The 20,668-nt window shown below is 44.2% G+C and carries 15 protein-coding genes; all 15 read left to right on the top strand.

Features of this window, described 5'->3' with window-relative positions; genetic code table 11:
• The first annotated feature begins 118 nt into the window (after positions 1-118).
• The 15 genes from secA to LG330_RS13890 all read left to right on the top strand — a co-directional run bounded on the left by secA (position 119) and on the right by LG330_RS13890 (position 20,493).
• On the top strand, positions 119-2,626 hold the full coding sequence (gene secA, locus LG330_RS13960; protein WP_404404800.1) for a preprotein translocase subunit SecA: 2,508 nt from the start codon (positions 119-121) through the stop codon (positions 2,624-2,626).
• A gap of 449 nt (positions 2,627-3,075) precedes the next feature.
• Positions 3,076-4,180 (top strand): peptide chain release factor 2 gene (prfB, locus tag LG330_RS13955; RefSeq protein ID WP_404404798.1). Its coding sequence is split into 2 segments (ribosomal slippage): positions 3,076-3,147 and positions 3,149-4,180, totalling 1,104 coding nucleotides; the frame shifts between segments, so codons are not numbered across the junction.
• 221 nt (positions 4,181-4,401) lie between these two features.
• Positions 4,402-5,271, top strand: coding sequence for a YitT family protein (locus tag LG330_RS13950; RefSeq protein ID WP_404404796.1), 870 nt, complete (start codon positions 4,402-4,404; stop codon positions 5,269-5,271).
• 53 nt (positions 5,272-5,324) lie between these two features.
• Entirely contained in the window at positions 5,325-5,645 is a 321-nt protein-coding gene (gene cccB / locus LG330_RS13945) for a cytochrome c551 (RefSeq protein WP_404404794.1), read from the top strand.
• Positions 5,646-5,896: 251 nt separating this feature from the next.
• Positions 5,897-6,583 carry a cell division ATP-binding protein FtsE gene (gene ftsE, locus LG330_RS13940; protein ID WP_404404792.1) on the top strand — a complete coding sequence of 229 codons (687 nt, stop codon included), beginning with the start codon at positions 5,897-5,899 and terminating at the stop codon, positions 6,581-6,583.
• A complete protein-coding gene (gene ftsX / locus LG330_RS13935; RefSeq protein WP_404404790.1) occupies positions 6,573-7,457 on the top strand; it encodes a permease-like cell division protein FtsX in 885 nt (294 codons plus the stop codon). Before ftsE ends, ftsX begins: the two co-directional genes overlap by 11 nt.
• Positions 7,458-7,507: 50 nt before the next feature.
• Entirely contained in the window at positions 7,508-8,932 is a 1,425-nt protein-coding gene (locus LG330_RS13930) for a murein hydrolase activator EnvC family protein (RefSeq protein WP_404404788.1), read from the top strand.
• A gap of 226 nt (positions 8,933-9,158) precedes the next feature.
• Positions 9,159-9,704, top strand: a complete 546-nt coding sequence (locus tag LG330_RS13925; RefSeq protein WP_404404786.1) for a TlpA family protein disulfide reductase — start codon at positions 9,159-9,161, stop codon at positions 9,702-9,704.
• Positions 9,705-9,728: 24 nt separating this feature from the next.
• The gene (locus LG330_RS13920) at positions 9,729-11,126 is read left to right on the top strand and encodes a S41 family peptidase (protein ID WP_404404784.1); all 1,398 of its coding nucleotides are present in this window, start codon (positions 9,729-9,731) and stop codon (positions 11,124-11,126) included.
• Between the two features lie 115 nt (positions 11,127-11,241).
• Entirely contained in the window at positions 11,242-12,405 is a 1,164-nt protein-coding gene (locus LG330_RS13915; RefSeq protein ID WP_404404782.1) for a hypothetical protein, read from the top strand.
• A 319-nt stretch (positions 12,406-12,724) separates the two neighbouring features.
• Positions 12,725-13,363: an HD domain-containing protein gene (locus LG330_RS13910; RefSeq protein WP_404404780.1), complete on the top strand. Its 639-nt coding sequence runs from the start codon at positions 12,725-12,727 to the stop codon at positions 13,361-13,363.
• Between the two features lie 31 nt (positions 13,364-13,394).
• Positions 13,395-13,640, top strand: coding sequence for a CsbA family protein (locus tag LG330_RS13905; protein WP_404404778.1), 246 nt, complete (start codon positions 13,395-13,397; stop codon positions 13,638-13,640).
• Positions 13,641-14,193: 553 nt separating this feature from the next.
• On the top strand, positions 14,194-16,176 hold the full coding sequence (gene uvrB / locus LG330_RS13900; protein ID WP_404404776.1) for an excinuclease ABC subunit UvrB: 1,983 nt from the start codon (positions 14,194-14,196) through the stop codon (positions 16,174-16,176).
• Positions 16,177-16,183: 7 nt separating this feature from the next.
• Positions 16,184-19,066, top strand: a complete 2,883-nt coding sequence (gene uvrA, locus LG330_RS13895) for an excinuclease ABC subunit UvrA (protein ID WP_404404774.1) — start codon at positions 16,184-16,186, stop codon at positions 19,064-19,066.
• Positions 19,067-19,233: 167 nt separating this feature from the next.
• Positions 19,234-20,493, top strand: coding sequence for a DUF4097 family beta strand repeat-containing protein (locus LG330_RS13890; protein WP_404404772.1), 1,260 nt, complete (start codon positions 19,234-19,236; stop codon positions 20,491-20,493).
• Positions 20,494-20,668 lie beyond the last annotated feature (175 nt).

Below are 20,668 nucleotides of genomic sequence, written 5' to 3'. Positions count from 1 at the left end.
TGATAAGATAATTAGGTGTATACGTAGGTTTAAAGTCAACGTAGCAGGGGTATAAACTCTGTTTGCGATGTGAATAGCAAGGACGGTTTTTCCGCCCGTTATATAAAGGAGCGTTAACATGTCTGGAATTTTGAATAAAATTTTTGATGGCAATAAGCGTGATGTGAAACGTTTTGATAAAGTTGCTGATAAAGTGATTGCAACTGCCGGCAGCATTGAACAGCTTTCTGATGAACAGCTGCGCGCAAAGACTGATGAATTCAAGCAGCGTTTTCAGCAGGGAGAATCACTTGATGATTTAATGCCTGAAGCATTTGCTGTTGTAAAAGAAGGTGCAAAGCGTGTGCTTGGACTGGATCCTTACCGCGTTCAGATGATGGGTGCCGCAGCGCTTCACGAAGGCAACATTGCAGAAATGAAAACCGGTGAAGGTAAAACGCTGACGTCGACAATGCCTGTTTATCTTAATGCGATCACAGGAAAAGGTGTGCACGTTGTCACAGTCAACGAATACCTTGCCAGCCGTGATGCTGAAGAAATGGGCCAGCTTTACAATTTCCTCGGATTGACTGTTGGACTGAATTTAAATAGCATGGACAAGGATGAAAAGCGCGAGGCTTATTTAGCTGATATCACTTACAGCACGAATAATGAGCTCGGATTTGATTATCTGCGCGATAACATGGTGCTTTATAAAGAGCAGAAAGTTCAGCGTCCGCTTTACTTTGCTGTAATCGATGAAGTTGACTCGATTTTAATTGATGAAGCGAGAACGCCACTCATTATCTCGGGTCAGGCTCAGAAGAATACGCAGCTTTATATCCAGACAAACGCATTTGTACGTAACCTCAGAATTGATGAGGATTACACTTATGATGAAAAGACAAAAGGTGTACAGCTGACGGAAGACGGCATTACAAAAGCGGAGAAAGCCTTCCGTATTGATAATCTGTATGACTATGCGCACGTTACACTAAACCACCATATTACACAGTCACTAAAAGCACATGCTTCAATGAAACGTGACTTTGATTATGTTGTAGAAGAAGGAAAAGTCGTCATCGTTGACCAGTTCACAGGCCGTCTGATGAAAGGCCGCCGTTACAGCGATGGGCTTCACCAGGCGATTGAAGCGAAAGAAGGTCTTGAGATTCAAAATGAATCGATGACAATGGCTTCGATCACTTTTCAGAACTACTTCCGCCGTTATGAAAAGCTGTCGGGTATGACAGGTACAGCAAAAACTGAGGAAGAGGAATTCCGCAATATTTATAACATGAGAGTTGTTGTCATTCCGACAAACCGTGAAATTGTACGTGACGATAAAGCTGATCTGATTTACGCTTCTGTCAGAGGAAAGTATATGGCAGCGATTGAGGATATTGCTGAGCGCCACACGAAAGGGCAGCCTGTGCTTGTTGGTACAGTTGCAATTGAAACGTCAGAACTGATCGCAAGTGAACTGAAGAAAAAAGGGATTCCACACAATGTGCTCAATGCGAAAAACCATGGCAGTGAAGCGCAGATCATTACGGACGCCGGTAAGCGCGGTGCAGTAACGATCGCGACAAACATGGCCGGCCGTGGTACAGATATCAAGCTTGGCGATGGCGTAAAAGATCTTGGCGGACTTGCTGTAATTGGTACTGAACGCCATGAATCACGCCGTATCGATAACCAGCTTCGTGGTCGTGCAGGACGTCAGGGAGACCCTGGTGTCACTCAGTTCTACCTTTCAATGGAAGATGACCTGATGCGCCGATTCGGTTCAGACAATATGAAAAATATGATGTCACGCCTTGGTATGGATGATTCACAGCCCATCCAGAGTAAAATGGTGTCACGCGCAGTTGAATCTGCACAAAAACGTGTTGAAGGTAACAACTTTGATGCGCGTAAGCAGCTTCTTCAGTATGACGATGTACTTCGTCAGCAGCGTGAAATCATTTACACAGACCGTGACGAAATTCTGGAATCAGAAAACCTGCGTCATATCGTTGATAAAATGGTTGAAACAACTGTTCACGATGCAGTCGATGCACACGCACCGATGGTTGAAGAAACAAGTAAGTGGGATCTGAAAGCTCTTGAAAACTTTATCTTTGCCAACCTGCTGCCTGAGAATGTGGTTACAGCAGAAATGCTTGAAGGTAAATCCAATGATGAGATGAAATCTCTTATTATGGAAGAAGTAACGAAGCGTTATGATGAGCGTGAAGCTGAGCTTGGTGAAAGAATGCGTGAATTTGAAAAAGTTGTACTTCTCCGCTCACTTGATACAAAGTGGATCGACCACATCGACGCGATGGATCAGCTCCGTCAGGGTATCCACCTGCGTGCATACGGTCAGATCGACCCACTGCGTGAATATCAGAACGAAGGCTTCGCAATGTTCGAAATGATGCAGCAGTCAATAAACGAAGAAGTCACAAAATACGTGATGAAAGCTGAAATCCGCAGCAACATCGAGCGTGAAGAAGTTGCAAAAGGACAGGCAGTCAACCCGAAAACAGACGGCGAGACGAAGAAAAAAGTCCAGCCGGTCCGCAAAGAAAACAACGTCGGCCGCAACGACCCATGCCCATGCGGAAGCGGTAAGAAATATAAGAACTGCCACGGGGTTTAATAAGCGTTATTCATATGAATCTGTGAAAGTTGGCTAATGACTGGAGCTCCAGGTGGAGGCTTTCCGGGCGGCGGGCGCTGAGCCTCCTCAGGCTTCGCCTTGCGGGGTCTCAGCTATCCCGCTTTATCGCCCCGGAGTCCCCACCTTCCACTCCAGTCATTAGCTATGCAGATATCATATTGTTATTTAATAAATTCATTCATACTTGTTTTCTTAGAAGTCTCTGTATCATAAAGGTGAGCTTCGTATCATTAATTTACTAAGTAATCTCAGCTTGTGATTGGAGTGGAGGGCGGAGACTCCTGCGGCAGGAAGGGCCAGGCGAGACCCCGCAGGCTTTAGCCGAGGAGGCTTGCCGGACCGGCCGCGGAAAGCGCAGCCCTCCACGGAGATCACAAGCGGTTTTCAAGCAACATACAAAATCAACTTTAAAATAAGGTGGAACTCAAATGGAATTATCAGATGTAAGAAACGAGCTCGAAAAAACAGCCAAGGTACTGGCTGACTTCAGGGGGTCTCTTTGACTTAGAAAACAAAGAGGCAAAACTCGCAGAAATCGACGAACTCATGGTCGAACCAACTTTCTGGGATGACCAGCAAAAAGCACAAGGCATCATCAATGATCAAAATGCACTGAAAGATGTCGTAAACGGCTATCAAAACCTGGTTGATACCCAGGAAAACCTTGAAGTTACACTCGAGCTTTTAAAAGAAGAGCCGGATGAAGAAATGCACGATGAAATGGTCTCTGAGCTGGAAACTTTCCGCAAAACGCTGGATGAGTTCGAACTTCAATTACTATTAAGTGAGCCATACGATAAAAACAATGCCATCCTTGAACTGCACCCGGGCGCAGGCGGTACCGAGTCTCAGGACTGGGGCTCTATGCTGCTTCGGATGTATCAGCGCTGGGGTGAAAAGCGTGGGTACAAAGTGGAAACACTCGATTATCTTCCTGGAGACGAAGCGGGAATCAAATCCGTTACTCTTCTATTTAAGGGCCACAATGCATATGGCTACCTGAAAGCAGAAAAAGGTGTTCACCGTCTCGTCCGTATTTCACCATTTGACTCATCAGGCCGCCGTCACACATCATTCGTGTCATGTGACATCATGCCTGAATTCAATGATGAAATTGAAATTGAGATTAGAACTGAAGATCTGAAAATTGATACGTACCGAGCAAGCGGCGCAGGCGGTCAGCACATTAATACAACTGACTCAGCCGTGCGGATTACCCACCTTCCGACAAATTCAGTTGTATCATGTCAGTCTGAACGTTCACAGATTAAAAACCGTGAGACAGCAATGAAAATGCTTAAATCCAAGCTGTATAAGCTGAAGATTGAAGAGCAGGAGCAGAAGCTTGCCGATATCCGAGGTGAGCAAAAGGAAATTGGCTGGGGAAGCCAGATCCGCTCATACGTTTTCCACCCGTATTCAATGGTGAAAGATCACCGAACAAGTGCAGAATCAGGTAACGTGCAGGGTGTAATGGACGGCGATTTAGATCCATTCATCAACGCTTATCTGCGTTCGAAAATTAATAACTGATGACAGATCCGCTGCTTGGGTGCAGCGGATTTTCTTTTGACAAGCGGGTAGAGGCGGGACAGACCCCATCGCCGTCAATTGTAGACCAGGGACAGACCAGGGTCTACGAAACTCATCCCCTTCACCGCACTAACGCTCTAGCATGACAATATTCACAGAAATGTCGCTACATGCTATACTCTCTAGCGGTGTAGACTAGAATAGAGAAAGGATGACTGTCAATGAGTAAGCAGAATCGCCGTGGTCAGAGTGAGCCGAAACGCTGGCATGGTGTAATTGACTATTTATATGTAATCATCGGGGCATTATTTGTCGCGATTTCTTTTAACGTATTCCTCCTTCCGAATGCGGTAGCATCAGGTGGAACAAGCGGGATCAGTACGATTTTAAATGGACTGTTTGAGTGGCGTCCTGCAATTGTTCAGTACTCTTTTAATATTCCGCTGTTTATTGCAGGGGTGATTCTTCTAGGGAAAAACTTTGGATTAAAATCATTCGTCGGAACACTTGCTTTGCCGGGGTGGGTATTTTTGACGGAAAATTGGGCACCATGGACAGAGGACCCTCTTCTTGGTGCACTATTTGGCGGAATTGGTGTCGGAATTGGTTTAGGAATTGTATTTAGAGGTAAAGCATCTACAGGCGGTACGGATTTGGCTGCGCAGATTATACATAAGTACAGTGGCCTTGGTCTTGGTACAAGTATCGCAATCATTGACGGGTTAATCGTTCTCAGTTCGGCAATTGTTTTCACTATTGAACTTGGATTGTATGCACTGATTGCGCTGTACGTAACGAGTAAAACGATTGATCTCGTGCAGGTTGGATGGCAGCGCTCAAAGATGGTTCATATTATTACGAATCGTCAGGAAGAGATCAGCCAGGCTATTTTTGATGAAGTTGACAGAGGTGTGACGAAGCTGTCAGCGTATGGCGGATACACCGATCGTGAGCGCCCAATCTTAATGTGTGTGATTGATCAGACTGAATTTACAAAACTGAAAAATGTAGTAAAAAAGATCGATCCAAACGCATTTGTCATAGTAAATGACGCATCAGAAGTGCTTGGTGAAGGGTTTAAGAGAGAATAAATTGCTATTTTAAGAAAAGTTTTGACATAATTTTAAGGAGGAGGTGGATATTGATGAAAAAATGGTGGTTAGGTGTTGCACTGGGATCTGCAGTATTACTGGGAGCATGCGGAGGCGGAGAAGAGGAAGCAACTGATACAGGTTCTTCAGCTGGTGAGATGGATCCGGAAGAAATCTATATTGGCAACTGTTCAGGCTGTCACGGTGATAACCTTGAAGGTGCAAGCGGTCCAAACCTTGAAGAAGTAGGCTCTAGACTGAGCCAGGATGAGATTCTTACAGTGATTTTAGAGGGACAGGGCGGCATGCCTGGTGGATTAATTGAAGGTGAAGAAGCCGAAGTTGTTGCAGAGTGGTTATCTGAAAAGCAATAATATATTATGATTTAAGCACCTTTTTCCAATTTGGAAAAAGGTGCTTTTTTATATTTCATAGACGAAATGAAACTGTAATATAAATGTCGTTAACAAAATTCGTTAGAATGATATAATGTTCTTGTGCCAAAAATCGACCTGCCCTTATAATTAGCTATTTATTCCTATTATATCGGGGGTTACAGGCATGTACACCAGTCAGCCAGAAACAGTCATCATGGAAATTTAAAGATAAGGTGCGAATTTTTTATATGATACAAATGAATGAAGTATACAAAAAGTACCCAAATGGTATCATGGCTGCAAACGGTTTTGATGTGAAGATTCAGTCCGGAGAGTTCGTCTATGTTGTCGGACCAAGTGGAGCTGGTAAATCTACATTTATCAAAATGATGTACCGTGAAGAAAAACCGACAAAAGGGACAATTATGGTGAACGGAATCGATATTGCGAAACTGAAGCGCAATCGCGTGCCCTATTTACGCAGAAATATCGGGGTGGTTTTCCAGGATTTCAAACTCCTGAATAAGTTGACCGTTTACGAAAATATAGCTTTTGCTTTAGAAGTGATTGAGGAACAGCCAAAGGTGATCAAACAGAGAGTTATGGAAGTGTTAGATCTTGTTGGATTGAAACACAAAGCCCGCATGATGCCCGATGAGCTTTCCGGAGGGGAACAACAGCGAGTTTCTATCGCACGTTCAATCGCTAATTCACCAAAAGTGGTGATTGCCGATGAGCCGACGGGAAACCTTGATCCGGAGACTTCATGGGAAATTATGAACTTGTTTGAAGAAATTAATTCACGCGGCACTACAATTATTATGGCTACGCATAACCGTGAAATAGTTAACACGATCCGCCACCGTGTCATTGCCATTGAAAATGGTGTAATTGTCCGTGACGAACAGCGGGGGGATTACGGTTATGAAAGCTAGAACGATAACGAGACACTTTAGAGAAAGCTTTAAGAGTCTTGCGAGAAACGGATGGATGACATTTGCATCTGTCAGTGCAGTTACTGTCACGTTATTACTTGTCGGCGTATTCACAGCTCTTATGCTGAATATGAATAAAGCCGCAGATGATATAGAAAACGATGTTGAAATGAACGTCTACGTTGAGCTTGAAGCAGACGATCAGGCAGTCGCATCGTTAGAGCAGGAAATAGAACAATTATCAGGTGTTGAATCCATTGAGTATTCAACAAAAGAAGAAGAACTATCCGGACTGATTGACAGCTTCGGTGAGGAGATGGCGTTATTCGAACAGAACAACCCGCTCCGGGATAAATTTGTTGTTAAAGCCATGGACCCGAGGCAGACTGAACGTCTCGCTTCCCAGATCGGCACGTTAGAGAATACACACTCTGTCGAATATGGAGAAGGGAAAATCGATCGGCTGTTCAGCATCCTTGAAGTCAGCAGAAATGTCGGTGCCGTTTTGATCTTCGGTTTACTGTTTACCGCAATGTTCCTGATTTCAAACACAATTAAGATCACAATTGTTGCAAGAAGGACAGAAATTGAGATTATGAAGCTGGTTGGTGCATCTAACTGGTTTGTCAGAATTCCATTTATCTTAGAAGGAATCTGGCTCGGTATTATCGGTTCAATCCTGCCGATTACTGCTGTTTCACTTCTTTACTACAATGTTTATGAGTACATGGAGCCGCGGCTTGAAAATTCATTTATTCAGATCCTTGAGTTTTCACCGTTTATATATCAGATTAACGCATTAATTTTACTGATGGGCGTTGTAATCGGCGTTTGGGGAAGCTTTATGTCTGTCAGAAAGTTCCTGCGCGTTTAAAAATAGAAATATAGACAAAGAAATGCTAGATTCGAAGGGAGAACAAATTTGTGAAAAAGTCATTCGTCAGCTTGTCATTGGCAGCAGCACTTGTTGCAGGAAGCTTTCCGGCAATCAATACAGCATCTGCTGAAACATTAGATAACTTAAAAGAAGAGCGTTCATCAATTGAAAGTCAGCGTGAAGAAATCGGCGGTGAAATCAGCAAAACTAATAATCGTATTGAAGAGATTGTTGCTGAGCAGGAAAAAGTAACTGCTGAAATTAAAGAGCTTGATAGCGAGATTGAAGATACAACAAATAAAATTAATGCTGTTTCAGCTGAAATTGATGAGACAAATGCTCAGATTGAAAAGCTTCGTGGAGAAATTGAAGAATTAAAGAGAAAAATTGAAGAGCGTAACGCACTGCTTGAAGAGCGTGCACGTGCAATTCAATTAACCGGCGGATCTGTTAGCTATATTGATGTACTGCTCGGAGCTGAAAACTTCGGAGATTTCATCGACCGTTTCTCAGCTGTAAATACACTTGTAGATGCTGACCGAAAAATCATGGAAGAACAGCGTCAGGATAAAGAATCTCTTGAGCAAAAGGAAGCAGAGGTTCAGCAGCAGCTTGAAGAGCTTGAAGCTCAAAAAGCTGAGCTTGACGGTCTAAAAGCAGATCTTGATGCTCAAAAGGCTGACAAAGCTGCACTAATGGCAGAACTAGAAGCAAAGCAGGCTGAACTTGAAGATGAAAAGTCTAAGCTTCAGGAAGAAGATAGTGAACTAAAAGAACTTGCAACAGATATTGAAAACGAAATTGTAGCAGAGCAGGAACGTCTTGCTGAGCTTGCTAGACAAAGAGAAATTGAGCGTCAGAAAGAACTTGAAAGACAAAGACAGGCAGAAGCTGAAAGACAGGCAGAAGCTGAGAGACAAGCAGAAGCTGAGAGACAAGCAGCAGCCCAGACTAGCAGTTCAAGCAGTGCTAACAGTTCAAGCAGTGCCAGCAGCTCAAACAGTTCAAGCAGTTCTTCACAGCCATCAGCGCCATCAGTATCAGCTCCTGTATCAGCTGGTGCTTGGACATCACCTGCAAGCGGTAGAATCACGACTGAATTCGGCTGGGATATCCTAAATGGTAAGACTCGTTATCATTATGGAATTGATGTAGCTAATGGTACGGGTTCAGCGATTGTTGCAGCAGCAGATGGTTATGTTGTTAAAGCAGCTGGCGGTGAAAATGGTGGTTATGGTAACATGATCATTTTAACTCACAGTGTTAACGGACAGACTTTCACAACTGTATATGCTCACTTAAGCAGTATTTCAGTATCAAATGGTCAGTTCATTGAAAAAGGCCAATACATTGGCGGCATGGGTAACACAGGATTCTCATTTGGGTCTCACCTTCACTTCGAACTTCACGAAGGCGCATGGAACGGCTCTAAGTCAAATGCTGTTAACCCACGTAAATATATCTCATTCTAATCTAGCAGACTCCCAAACTTCGGTTTGGGAGTTTTTTAGTGCGGTACACCGGCACACTGGGGACGGAGTTGAGTGTGCCGATTTTAGAATGATTCTAAAAATGAACCACTTAACTCCGTCCCCAGTGCGCCACATAAATAATGGAAAAACCACCGCCATAAACAGCAAAACCCATGGCATGAAACCCAACCTGCTTCATATACTTCCTCACGAGGAGGGACAGTATATGACGGTTCAGAAATTAGGGTTGGCTGGATGGGCATTTGCTGTTTTGTGCTGTGCGGGATTATTTTTTCTGGTCAGTGTTGAGCCGGCGCCAAGCGAACCTGCTATGAAAACGGCGTTAAGGGATGCGCCTGAATTTACGCTGATTATGGAAGATGGCACTGAGCTTTCCAAAAAAGATTTCATCGGTAAGCCACTGATTCTGAATTTCTGGACAAGCTGGTGTCCGCCCTGCATTGAGGAAATGCCTGAGTTAAAAAAGTTTTCGGCCGAACATCCTGATGTAAAGATGATTGGTGTGAATTTGACGAAGGAGGAGTTCAGCAAAGAGAATGTCTCTGATTTTGTTAAAGAGCATCAGGTTTCTTTTCCGATTGCCATGGATGAGGAAGGTCGCCTCCAGAAGACATTCAAAGTATTTACAATCCCCATTACTGTCATGATGACTGCTGACGGGAGGATTTATGAAACATTTTACGGACCCGTAACAGCAGCACAGCTTGAAAAGAGTCTGGACGGGCTTCTAAGTGAAACAAATGCTTCATAATGTGTATCAGAGAGGGGGAAGCAGGTGAAAAGAGTACTTATGATCCTGATATGTATGGTACTGGGAGCAGGTGTCTATTACAGTGCGGACCGGTGGATTGTTAAAAGAGTGACGGAAGAAACTTCTATTGAACAGTCAAAAATTGAAAAAGCACAGCAGATGATTCAGGAGAGTTATGTGGAAAAGGTGGATCAGGATTTACTGCTTGATGGCGCATTAAAAGGCATGGTTGAAGCGCTTGGAGATCCCTATTCGGTATATATGGATGAACAGGCCTCGAAGCAGTTCCATGATTCACTCGACTCATCATTCAGTGGGATCGGTGCTGAAATTACACAGCAGGAAGGCAGCTTTATCATAGTTGCTCCGCTAAAAGGATCACCGGCTGAAAAGGCTGGACTGAAGCCGAATGATGTCATTACAAAAGTAGATAATGAAGAAATAGACGGGCTGACCATTTACGATCTGACCTCTAAAATCAGAGGACCTAAAGGTAGCCGCGTACAGCTCGGTATTTTGAGAGGCGAAGCTGAAAAGTCATTAACAATTAACGTGGTGCGGGATGATATTCCTGTAGAAACGGTTTCCCATCAGCTTTATGAACGTGAAGGGGCAAAGGCTGGGTACATAGAAATTAAAACGTTCGGTGAGGGAACAGGCAAGGATGTTAAAGCTGCTTTAGCTGACCTTGAGAAGGAAGAGCTGTCCGGATTAATTATTGATGTAAGAGGAAATCCGGGTGGCTTGCTGTCGAGCGTGGAGGAAGTACTTGGCAATTTTATCACAAATAAGAAACCGTTTATGTATGTGGAGGAGCGCTCCGGGAAAAGAGAAGCTTTAACTTCAGCTTCTGAAAATAAAAAGGAATATCCAGTTGTTGTCTTAATCGATGAAGGCAGCGCTTCAGCTTCAGAGATTCTTGCAGCAGCAATGTATGAAGTGGAAGGATATACGCTGATTGGTACGAAAACTTTCGGTAAAGGAACAGTGCAGCAGTCACTTGAGCTTGGCGACGGCAGTCAGATGAAGCTGACTGTGTCCAAATGGCTTACACCGGATAAGCGCTGGATACACCGTAAAGGCATTCAGCCAACTTTAGAGGTTGTCCAGCCCGAGATCTTTGAGCTGTCCCCTGTTCAATCATCCATTGTACTGAAAAAAGGCATGAATGATGAAAGAGTTGCTTCACTTCAGAGACTGCTCGATGGACTCGGCTACGAAATCGACCGCACCGATGGCTACTTCAGTGGACAGACTGAAAAAGCTATCCGTGATTTCCAGAAGAAATCGCGTCTGAAAGAAACAGGTGAAGTGAATACCTCAACTTTAAAAAAGCTGGAATCAACACTTGAGTTATATAAAAAGAATCCAAATCACGATCACCAGCTGCAATCTGCAATCGAATTTATTGCGAAGCATTAAATATCCCGTCCGGTTCACATAAAGAAACGTGTGGACCGGGCGAAATTCCTATACTGTGAATCCCTCAGGTCTGATACAATAAATACAAGAATTTGTTATCGACCGGGGGGATCGTATGTTCAATCAATGGTTAAATGAATTGCCTGGTGCGCTGCTGGGTCTGTTAAATCCAGTGCTGATCATTGGCGTGATCGCAGCAATTGCTGCAGGAGCTGTCAGATTGAAAAGAGAACGCAGGGACGTCAGAACAGCGGTCAAACCATGGTACATAGAATTAATCAGCTTCTTTGGTGTTTCTCTGGCAGTTGGACTTGTTTTATCAGCAGTCATCAGTGGAGCAGGGATCGTAATGGACACATTCTGGATTTATGCAGTTAGTCTCGTCATGATTTTAGCTGCAGTCACAGGCCAGTTCAGGCTTTTATCTGCAGGGTTTCTATTTCCTGTTGTGCTTGCAGCAATCATCGGGCTCGATCGTTTTGATGTCACGGTTCCTGACCTGGTGCCTGCACTGCCGGAAGTATTTACAGCTGCAGGGATCATCATGGGGTTACTGCTGATTGCTGAAGGGCTTATGATTCAGCTGAACTCAGTGAAACAGACGTCACCCCGCCTGGTCCGGACTCCGCGTGGCATGAAGGCCGGCGCATTTTTTACAAAAAGAATCTGGCTTGTGCCGCTGCTGATTCCTGTCCCAAATGGACTGATCAGTGAAGTAGGCTGGTGGCCGCTTATCGGTGCAGGTGAAACTTTCTCGCTGCTGATTTTCCCGGCTATACTCGGTTATCAGTTAACAGTAGTCCATGACCTGCCGAAAAATATCTTAAGATCAACCGGAGCGCAGGTTGTATGGCTCGGTGTACTTTCTGCTGTAATCGCAGCGGGCTCACTCTGGGCACCGTATCTGATTTACGCAGCATTTGGCATTGCGCTTGCGGGCAGATTGTTCATTCTGCTGAAAACACGTGCTGTCTGCAGAAAATCCGGTTATCATTTCCTGAACGGGGACAAAGGCGTCATGATTATTGACGTACTTCCTGACACGCCGGCTGCAAAAATGGGTCTCGTGCGTGGTGAAATGGTCCATAAGGTCAATGGCATTGTTGTACGAAATGAACGTGAATTTTATGAGGCGGTCCAGAAAAACCGCGCTCACAGTAAGCTTGAAGTATTCAACCATGCAGGCGAAATCCGCTACACGCAGGCAGCATTGTATGAAGGTCAGCATTATCAGCTTGGACTGATTTTAATTGAAGATCGTAAACGTGAGACAGCCTGAGGAATCGGGCTGTTTTTGTTTTCGGGATGCGCGGTGCGAGATGCTGTGGCGTTGAATAATCAGAATGATGATTGAATTAATTTGATTGATGATGGATAAAAGTTGAAAGGTGTAAGAATTAACTACATGTAAAGTGGCTGAGGCTGAAATGACGCTGGACCTGATCGAATAAAATAAAAGGTGATGGAATAATCACAAAGATGATTGAATTAAACAAACCCCTTCCCACCCAAATCTTTTAGCAAATTTTTCACATACTATGTATTGTACTTTACACACTGTGAATGCTACGATTAGCTAAAATTAACGGGGTGAGCTCATGGGGATTCATCATTATTTTAAAAGTTTATCGGATATGGAAAAGCTTTACCGCTGTCCAGGCAAGTTTAAATACAATGAACACACAGTTGCCGCTCATTCATTTAAAGTGACAAAAATTGCCCAGTTTCTTGGTACAGTTGAAGAGCACCATGGGAAAACTGTCAATTGGAAAAACCTTTATGAAAAAGCTTTGAACCATGATTACCCTGAAATTTTTACGGGTGATATCAAAACGCCGGTTAAATACGCATCCTCTGAATTAAACCGTCTGTTCAGTGAAGTGGAGGAGGAGATGGCGCACCGGTTTGTGCAGGCAGAATTTCCTGAAGAGTATCAGTCGATTTACCTTGCGCGTTTTAAAGAAGGCAAGGATCGCACGCTTGAAGGAAATATTCTATCTGTCGCGGATAAAATTGATCTGCTGTATGAATCGTTTGGTGAAATACAAAAAGGAAACCCTGAACCGATTTTCCTTGAGATCTATCAGGACGCATTATCCACTATCCTGAAGTTTAGAGAAATGACGAGCGTGGCGTTTTTCCTCGAGAGTGTGCTGCCTGATATGCTCGCTGAAAAGTTTATTCCTCATTCAGAATTAAGCAAAATAACGGAAAATCTTATTGCAGCATCAAAATGAGTTCAGTATGATTGAATCGTGAGGTGATGAAATGGGCACAAAAATTCTGATGGCCATGTTTCTTCCGGCATTACTCGTTATCCTATTTACCCGAATCACATATAGCCGCACGATTGCAATGCTGCTGACGATTGCACTGATTGCCGGCTCCTCTTATAAAGGCTATACAGGCAGCTGGTATGTCATCATCGTCGACGCAGCTTCACTGACACTCGGTCTCTGGTACGTCAACCGATATATGAAGAACTACACAGAAAAACAGCGCGGAATCGCATAGATTCGGCGCTGTTTTTCTGTGTGTGTCTGGAGAACCGCTGACCTGCGCTTCAGGCGGACGCTTTCCTGGATGAGCCGTTTTGTGGCTCCATTAGACCTCCTCGGCTTCGCCTGTGGGGTCTCAGCTTCCAACTAATCGTGCCGGAGTCGCCGCCTTACGCTCCGATCAGCTGAATGAGAATCCATTTTTCAAAAATTCCGATCCATATTTTTACATCCATATAAATTCCATTATTATACTTAGCTGAACCTTGTAGTGGAGGGTGGAGACTCCCGCCCCGGAAAAGGACAGGTGAGACCCCGCAGAGCTTTAGCTCGAGGAGGCTCACAGTCCGGGGGCAGGAAAGCGCAACCCTCCACGGAAAGGTTTAGCGGTTATCAAGCTCAAAACACATTTTAAGAATGTATGTTCGCTTTTTGCTGTTAATTTTCATCTCATGGTGGTAAACTAGTTGAGACAATTAATTTGCCTAAAACCCTGTTTCATTTCATCATAAAGGGTATGAATATAGAAGAAGGTTTTATCGAAAAGAAGTATAGGAGGCGTTGAACGAATGGTGCAGGAATTTGATTTGCAGTCAAAATATCAGCCGGCGGGGGATCAGCCTGCTGCAATTAAGAAGCTTGTAGAGGGTGTGGAAAAGAAGAAGCGGCATCAGACACTGCTTGGTGCGACTGGGACAGGGAAGACCTTTACGGTTTCGAACGTTGTACAGGAAGTGAAAAGACCAACGCTGGTCATTGCACATAACAAAACGCTTGCCGGACAGCTTTACAGTGAGTTTAAAGAGTTCTTCCCAAATAACGCTGTCGAATATTTTGTCAGCTATTATGATTACTATCAGCCTGAAGCTTACGTGCCTCAGACCGATACATTTATAGAAAAAGACGCCAGCATCAATGATGAAATTGATAAGCTGCGTCATTCAGCGACATCTTCACTGTTTGAGCGTGATGACGTCATTATTATCTCGTCCGTTTCATGTATTTACGGCTTAGGTTCGCCTGAAGAATATAAAGAACTGGTAGTTTCACTCCGGGTCGGGATGGAAATCGAGCGGAACCAGCTGCTTAGAAGACTCGTTGACATACAGTATGAGCGCAACGATATTGCCTTTACCCGCGGAACGTTCCGTGTACGAGGCGATGTAGTTGAAATTTTCCCAGCTAAAAACGATGAGCACTGTATCCGCGTGGAATTTTTCGGCGATGAAATTGACCGGATCAGGATGGTGGATGCCCTGACAGGTGAAATTCTTGGTGACCGTGACCACGTAGCAGTATTCCCGGCATCCCACTTCGTAACGCGTGAAGAAAAAATGCGTGTGGCAATTGAAAACATTGAAAAAGAGCTTGAAGAACAGCTGAAGATTATGAAGGAAGAAGATAAGCTGCTTGAAGCGCAGCGACTCGAACAGCGAACGCGCTATGATCTTGAAATGATGAGAGAGATGGGCTTTTGTTCAGGTATTGAAAACTACTCAAGACACCTGACACTGCGCGAAGCAGGTGCAACGCCTTATACACTGCTGGATTATTTCCCTGACGATTTTCTTTTAGTTATTGATGAGTCCCACGTAACGCTTCCTCAGGTCCGCGGGATGTATAATGGTGACCAGGCCCGTAAGAAAGTGCTTGTAGATCACGGCTTTCGTCTTCCGTCAGCAATGGACAACCGCCCATTGAAATTTGAGGAATTTGAAAAGCATGTGCATAATGCCATTTATGTATCAGCAACGCCGGGTCCATATGAAATGGAGCATACGGATGAAATGGTTGAACAGATCATTCGTCCAACCGGGCTGCTTGATCCAACCGTTGAAATCCGCCCGAGTGAAGGTCAAATTGACGACCTGCTTGGTGAGATTCAGGACCGGATTGAGAAAAACGAACGTACGCTGATCACGACGCTGACGAAAAAAATGTCTGAGGATCTCACTGATTACCTAAAGGAAATTGGCATTAAAGTTCAATATCTCCATTCAGAAATAAAGACGCTTGAGCGGATTGAGATTATCAGAGATCTGCGGATTGGTAAATATGATGTCTTAATCGGGATCAACCTATTACGTGAAGGGCTTGATATTCCTGAAGTGTCACTCATTACAATTTTAGATGCGGATAAAGAAGGCTTCCTTCGTTCTGACCGTTCACTGATTCAGACAATCGGCCGGGCTGCACGTAACTCAAACGGTCATGTTATTTTATATGCAGATAAAGTGACTGACTCTATGTCTCGTGCGATGGAAGAGACAGCGAGAAGACGTGAGAAACAGATTGCCTATAATGAAGAACATGGCATTACACCGGTTACAATTAATAAAGAAATCCGTGATGTGATTCGTGCAACACATGCGGTTGAAGAAGCGGAAGAGTATGTATCACCTGCTGAACAGATGAAGAAGATGTCTAAGAAGGAACGTGCGAAAGTCATTGAGTCAATGGAAATTGAAATGAAGGAAGCGGCACGTGCGCTTGATTTTGAAAAAGCGGCTGAGCTGCGTGACCTCGTTTTAGAACTGAAAGCGGAAGGATGACCTGACTATGGGTAAAGATCAGATTATTATACAGGGCGCCCGCGCTCATAATCTTAAAAATATTGATATAAAAATTCCGCGTGACAAACTCGTCGTGATGACAGGTCTTTCAGGATCAGGTAAATCATCGCTCGCATTTGACACGATTTATGCGGAAGGGCAGAGGCGATATGTTGAATCGCTCTCTGCTTATGCAAGACAATTCCTTGGTCAGATGGATAAGCCGGATGTCGATACAATCGAAGGATTATCACCGGCAATTTCAATTGATCAGAAAACAACCAGCAGAAACCCTCGTTCAACAGTCGGAACCGTTACTGAAATTTATGACTACCTCCGACTGTTATTTGCGCGTGTCGGCAGACCGGTTTGTCCTGATCACGGTATTGAAATCACATCGCAGACAGTGGAACAGATGGTTGACCGGATTTATGAATATCCTGAACGTACAAAGCTCCAGGTACTTGCTCCGCTAGTATCCGGCCGTAAAGGAACACATGCGAAAATTCTTGAGGACGTGAAAAAGCAGGGGTATGTACGTGTCCGTGTGAACGGTGAAATGATGGATATCGGCGATGAGATTGAGCTTGATAAAAATAAAAAGCATTCTATTGAAGTCATCATTGACCGTATTGTTGTAAAAGAAGGTGCTGAAGCACGTCTGGCAGATTCACTCGAAGCTGCATTGAAGCTTGGAGACGGGAATGTCATTGTGGATGTCATTGGCGAAGAGGAAATCAAATTTAATGAACATCACGCCTGCCCGATTTGCGGTTTTTCAATTGAAGAGCTTGAACCGCGTATGTTCTCATTCAACTCGCCGTTTGGCGCCTGCCCGGAATGTGATGGCCTTGGCACAAAGCTTGAAGTAGACCTGGAGCTTGTCATTCCTGACTGGGACCGCACGCTGAATGAGCATGCGATCGCACCATGGGAACCAACCAGCTCTCAGTACTACCCATCGATGCTAAAAGCGGTTAGTGACCACTATGATATTGATATGGATATTCCGGTTAAGGATATCCCTAAGAAACAAATGGATAAAATTTTGAAAGGGTCCGGCCGTGACAAGATCTACTTCCGCTATGAGAATGATTTTGGTCAGGTCCGTGAAAACAAAATCAATTTTGAAGGCGTACTAAAAAACGTTGAGAGACGTTTCCGCGAGACGAGCTCGGATTATATTCGTGAGCAGATGCAGAAATATATGGCACAGCATCACTGCCCGAGCTGTGAAGGTCACCGTCTGAAGCGTGAAAGCCTTGCAGTAAAAGTACAGGATCTTCATATTGGACACGTCACTTCTTTTTCAATTGAAGAAGCAAAGGATTTTTTTAACCGTGTAGAACTGACTGAAAAAGAAATGCAGATTGCCCGTCTTATTTTAAGAGAAATCAATGAGCGACTGACGTTCCTAGTAAATGTTGGACTCGACTATCTAACACTAAGCCGTGCAGCCGGAACACTCTCAGGCGGTGAAGCTCAGCGGATCAGACTTGCAACCCAGATTGGTTCTCAGCTGACCGGCGTTCTCTACATTCTGGATGAGCCTTCAATCGGCCTGCACCAGCGTGATAATGACCGCCTGATTGAAACGCTGAAAAATATGCGTGATATTGGTAATACATTAATTGTTGTTGAACACGATGAAGATACAATGCTTGCAGCAGATTATCTGATTGATGTTGGACCTGGAGCCGGAGTTCACGGCGGTGAAATTGTTGCAGCAGGTACGCCAAAACAGGTGATGAAGAGCACAAAGTCACTGACCGGTCAGTACTTGTCAGGAAAGAAATTTATTCCACTGCCAACTGAACGCAGAAAGCCTGATAAAAAGAGACAGCTTGAAATCAAAGGTGCAAAAGCCAACAACCTGAAGGAAGTCGATGTCAAAATTCCGCTTGGTGTCTTTACCTCTGTAACAGGTGTATCAGGTTCAGGTAAAAGTACGCTGATCAACAGCATTTTACACAAGTCACTCGCTCAAAAGCTTCATCGTTCAAAGGTAAAGCCTGGAGAGCATAAAGAAATCAAAGGCATTGATCAGCTTGAAAAAGTTATTGATATTGATCAGTCTCCAATCGGCAGAACACCACGTTCAAACCCGGCGACTTATACAGGTGTGTTTGATAATATCCGTGACGTATATGCGACAACAAATGAAGCGAAAGTGCGAGGTTATAAAAAAGGCCGTTTTAGCTTTAATGTAAAAGGCGGACGCTGTGAGGCATGCCGCGGTGACGGGATTATTAAAATTGAAATGCACTTCCTGCCTGACGTTTATGTACCGTGTGAAGTATGTCACGGGAAACGCTATAACCGTGAGACGCTTGAAGTGAAATATAAAGGGAAAAATATCGCAGACGTTCTTGAGATGACAGTAGAAGACGGCCTTTCATTCTTTGAGAACATTCCGAAGATCAGCCGTAAACTGCAGACAATTGTAGACGTTGGACTTGGTTATATTACACTTGGTCAGCCTGCAACAACGCTTTCCGGTGGGGAAGCCCAGCGTGTGAAGCTTGCTTCAGAACTGCACAGACGTTCAAACGGTAAATCAATGTATATTCTGGATGAGCCGACAACAGGCCTTCATGTGGATGATATTTCCCGCCTGCTTAATGTATTGCAGCGCCTGGTTGACAATGGAGATACCGTTCTGATCATCGAGCACAATCTCGATATTATTAAAGCATCGGATTATATCATTGACCTTGGACCTGAAGGCGGTGACCGTGGTGGCACAATCCTTGCCTGCGGAACGCCTGAAGCGATTGCTGAAGTGAAGGAATCTTACACTGGAAGCTATCTGAAGCCGGTCCTTGAACGTGATCGTAACCGGATGGAAGAAAAGATGGCTGAGCGCACTGGAGAAAAAGTGAACGCTTAAAATCGTACCCTGGGTTTAGGTGAATATCAGTCCTGAGACGGGTGATCAGTTCCGGATTTTCTGTCATGCTTAAATCAAATGAAACTTTTATTCAGGTTAATCGTATAATAGGCAGCACGTTCAAATACTGTAGAGGCAATTTCAAACTAGAGGAGAGTGTCAAATACATGGAAAACGAACGCAAGAGAATCTTAAGTATGGTAGAAAAGGGAACAATCACGGCCACTGAGGCATTAACTTTACTGGAAGCACTCGAAAAAGACGGTTCTAAGTCAACGGGAGATTCAGCTTCTTCTGCTCATAAAGATACAACTTATGAACAGCAGAGCCGTTCTTCTCACAAGACAAGCAGTGAATCGCACAGTCAGTCACACAGCGAGTCAGGCAGTCAGAAAAAAGAATTTCCGTTCAATCTTGATGAAATGATCAATGATCTTTTCGGCACAATCGAGAAAAAAGCAACTGAGTATAAGACAGAGCAGACGAAGAAAACGTCACGCCAGCAGCAAAAAGACAAACTGACAGACTTTGTTCAGACTGCATTTGATAAAGTGAAAGGGCTGGACCTTGAATTCAATATGGGTCCTTCACTTGAATTTAAGCACGTGTTTGAATCTGAAAAAGCAGAGCTCATTGATATTGAAACGAGCATTTCAAACGGTAAGCTGACGATTCGTCCCTGGGATGAAGACTTTGTCAGAGCTGAATGTAATGTGAAAGTGTTCAGATCAGATGATGAATTGAAAGCGAAGCAGCAGCTGAAAGATTCAGTGATTTTTAATACGAATTTCAAGAAACTGCGCTTTGTCTCAGACCTGAAGATGATGAGTCTGGATACTGTATTATACGTACCAAAAGCAAGCTATGAAAGATGGGATATCCGTCTGTTCAACGGCAAGTTTCAGGCTGAAGGCGGGAACGTAAATAAAATCAAAGTCCGGACAGCGAACGGAAAAATTGAGCTTTCTAATATGCTTGTTGAAAAAGCAGAGCTTGAAACGGCTAATGGCGGGATCAACGTTGAAAACACACGCGCTGACCTGATTGAAGCAGAATCAGTGAATGGTAAAGTAAATGTTGAAGGTGCGCTAGATGAAATCGATGCGCAATCTGTAAATGGAAAGATTGTCTGCAGCACATCAAGTTCATCAGCGAGACGCATCGAAGCCAAGTCACTTGCAGGCCCGATTGAAATTAACGTGCCTGATTCAGTCTCGCTGGATGGTACGCTCAGAACAAACTTTGGTAAGCTGAAAGTGGACTTCCATGAGATGGACCATTTAGAAGAGCGCGAGGAAATGATGCAGCGCAGACTAAATTTCAGAAAAGACCGCGAAAGTGCATCTAAGCTGTATATCACAGCGGATGCAAAAACCGGTTCAGTTACTGTTAAATCATATTCAAAAAAGAATGAAACCAACGCTTAACAGATTCGTCTAAATAGATGACCAGGATTCACACATTTAAAAACAGCCCAATGCGCGTCCCCCCAGACGAGCGCATTGGGCTGTTTTGTATTTGGGAATGGCAGACGCGTTTGGCGCGGCGCGGGGACTTGTAGCAATTATGTGCAGAGATGTCGCGATCACAGCCCGGCTTGTA

Origin of the sequence: Jeotgalibacillus malaysiensis (assembly GCF_044789845.1) — a bacterium.
GTDB classification, from domain to species: Bacteria; Bacillota; Bacilli; order Bacillales; family Jeotgalibacillaceae; genus Jeotgalibacillus; species Jeotgalibacillus malaysiensis_A.
Note: the sequence above shows the minus strand (reverse complement) of the source record. Positions and strands in the feature narration are given on the sequence as shown.